Raw genomic sequence first — 2,517 nt, forward strand, 5'->3', positions numbered from 1 at the left:
ATGGTGGCCGACAAGGCGAGCCGTCTCGGACGGTTCCGGCACGCCGTCCAGCGTGTCGTGCTGCTCGGGGGCGATGCGTTCGAAGATCATGCCGTCGCTGTCTGCCGCTTCTCGGCCGGCGTTATCGTCTCCAGCGCCGCGAAGACGGCGGCGGTGACGACATTCTCAACCGTCTCTGGGTCGGCGGAGGCGTCGACGACTATGCAACGCTCTGGCTCGGCCTCGGCGATGGCGAGAAAGGCCTCGCGCCGGCGGCGATGGATATCGAGCGTTTCCTTCTCGAAGCGGTCGGGGCCGTCATTGGCGCCGCGGCGGGCGGTGGCGCGCCGCAGGCCCTCGATGGGATCGATGTCGAAGATCAGCGTCATGTCGGGCACCATGCCGTTGATGGCGACCTCTTCCAGCGTCGCCATGAAGGCTGGATCGAGACCACCAGTGACGCCCTGGTAGACACGCGAGGAATCGATGAAGCGGTCGCAGAGCACGATCGACCCGCGCTCGACCGCCGGCCGGATGACCTGCTCGACATGGTCGGAACGGGCGGCGGCGAACAGCAGCGCCTCCATCTTGGGGCCGAAGGGCTCGGCGGCGCCGGAAAGCAGCACATGCCGCACCGCCTCGGCGCCCGGCGAGCCGCCGGGCTCGCGGGTGACGAGGACGTCATATTTCTTGGCGCGCATCCGCTTTGCCAGCCGCTCGATCTGCGTCGACTTGCCTGCCCCCTCGCCGCCTTCGAAGGTGATGAAAAATCCGCTCGTCACCGGAAAAAGCCTCTGCCCATGCTGGACGCTGTCATAGCCCTCGTCCGATAAAAGGTCTATGCGCTAACGCAACCAGCCGACGGCCAGTTCCTTGGCGGCATCGAGCGCGCGCTGCGGCAGCGTGCCGACGCCGACCGTTTCGGCGGCGAAAAGCGGCGTCTCCTGGCTCAGCGTGTCGCCGATCCAGACGCGCAGCTTGCCCACCGGCTGCCCCTCCTCCACCGGCGCCGAGACCGGCCCATCATAGACGATTCTTGCGGTCAGCTTGTCGCGGTTGGCGATCGGCAGGAAAATATCGATCGGTCCTTTCGCCTTGAGCGCCACGCCGGATTTGGCGCCGCCGAACACTTGGGCCTCGCCGACCACCTCGTCCTTGGCAAAGATCTCGGTCTTCTGGAATGAGCGGACGCCCCAGTCGAGCAGCTTGCGCGCCTCCTCGGAGCGTTCGCGATCACTCGCCAGCCCGCTCATCGCGACGATGACGCGGGTACCGTTGTGGCTGACCGAGCCGACAATGCCGAAGCCAGCCGCCTCGCTCATGCCGGCGACGAAGCCATCGGCCTCGATGCCCATGGCCAATAGCGGGTTTCGATTCTTCTGGGTGATCTTGTTCCAGGTGAAATCCGCCTGGCCGTAGTAGCGATAGAAATCGGGGTAGTCGCGCCAGATATGCAGCGCCAGCTGCGCAAGCTCCCGAACCGTCGTCTGCTGGCCGTCTGCCGGCAGGCCGGTGGCGTTCACGAAGGTCGATTTCTGCAGGCCGAGTTCGCGGGCGCGCTCGGTCATCTGCACGGCGAAATTGGCCTCCGAGCCGGCCATGCCCTCGGCCAGCACGATGCAGCCGTCATTGGCGGCCTGCACCGTCACGCCTTGGATCAGGTCCTCGACGCGAACCGGCGATTTGAGCTTGGCGAACATGGTCGATGTGCCGGACGGCGCGCCGCCGGTGCGCCAGGCGTTCTCGCTGACCAGGAACGTGTCGTTGATCGTCATGCGGCCGGACTTGATGGCGTTGAAGACCACTTCCATCGTCATCAGCTTGGCCATCGAGGCCGGCGGGATGGGCTTGTCGGCATCCTTGGCGAACAGCACGGTGCCGGTGTCGGCATCGATCATGAAGGCTTGCGCCGCCTTGGTTTCGAAAAGCTGTGCGTTGGCCGGGATCAGGGAAAGCAGCAACAGGCAAAGCCCAGCGAGGGGCGGAAAAAGGCGAAACTGCATAAGGGCTCGACCCGTTAGCCGGTATTGGCAGGGGCAAAGCTATCAGGCTTTTTTCCGGCGGATCAACCGTGCGATCGAAATAGATCAGTCGCGCACGACAAGCGCGTCCGGCGCGCCGTGCGACCAGGCCGCCTTCAGCACGTCATCGACGCTGCCATGGCCGTCCGGATAGACGTTGACCGCATACCAGTCGTTGCCATCGAGCTCGGTGCGCTGGATTTCGGTCCTGCCGAAAGGCTTGAGCGCCGCCGCCACGCGTTTTGCCTCGGCCGCATCATCGAAGGAGCCGGCGGCGACATAGTCGGCGGCGGCCGGCGATGTCGAATTGGATCTCTTCCACGATTGCAGAATGTCCGAGGGCGACATGCCCGCACCGTCGAAGGCGGCGAAGACGTCGGCGCGTCCGACGCGCTCGTCGGCATAGGAGAGCGAGGCCATGGCGAAGGGCGAATTCGGCGGCAAATTGATCTCCGGCCGCTCCGGCACGATCGGTCCAAAATCTGGCAGTATGACATCGCTGGCGCCCTGCGCCGAC

2 protein-coding genes and 1 pseudogene are annotated in these 2,517 nt (G+C 65.3%); all 3 read right to left on the reverse strand.

Annotated elements, in window-relative coordinates:
• Positions 1-86: 86 nt before the first annotated feature.
• Positions 87-761 (reverse strand): dTMP kinase, encoded by a 675-nt coding sequence (gene tmk / locus EN742_RS31535; RefSeq protein ID WP_126054596.1) that lies wholly within the window; start codon positions 759-761, stop codon positions 87-89.
• Positions 762-824: 63 nt separating this feature from the next.
• Positions 825-1,982 carry a D-alanyl-D-alanine carboxypeptidase family protein gene (locus EN742_RS31540; RefSeq protein WP_126054595.1) on the reverse strand — a complete coding sequence of 386 codons (1,158 nt, stop codon included), beginning with the start codon at positions 1,980-1,982 and terminating at the stop codon, positions 825-827.
• Positions 1,983-2,066: 84 nt separating this feature from the next.
• A pseudogene (locus EN742_RS31545) lies at positions 2,067-2,517 on the reverse strand (septal ring lytic transglycosylase RlpA family protein); the annotation flags it as partial.

The organism is Mesorhizobium sp. M4A.F.Ca.ET.020.02.1.1, assembly GCF_004022645.1.
Taxonomy (GTDB): domain Bacteria; phylum Pseudomonadota; class Alphaproteobacteria; order Rhizobiales; family Rhizobiaceae; genus Mesorhizobium.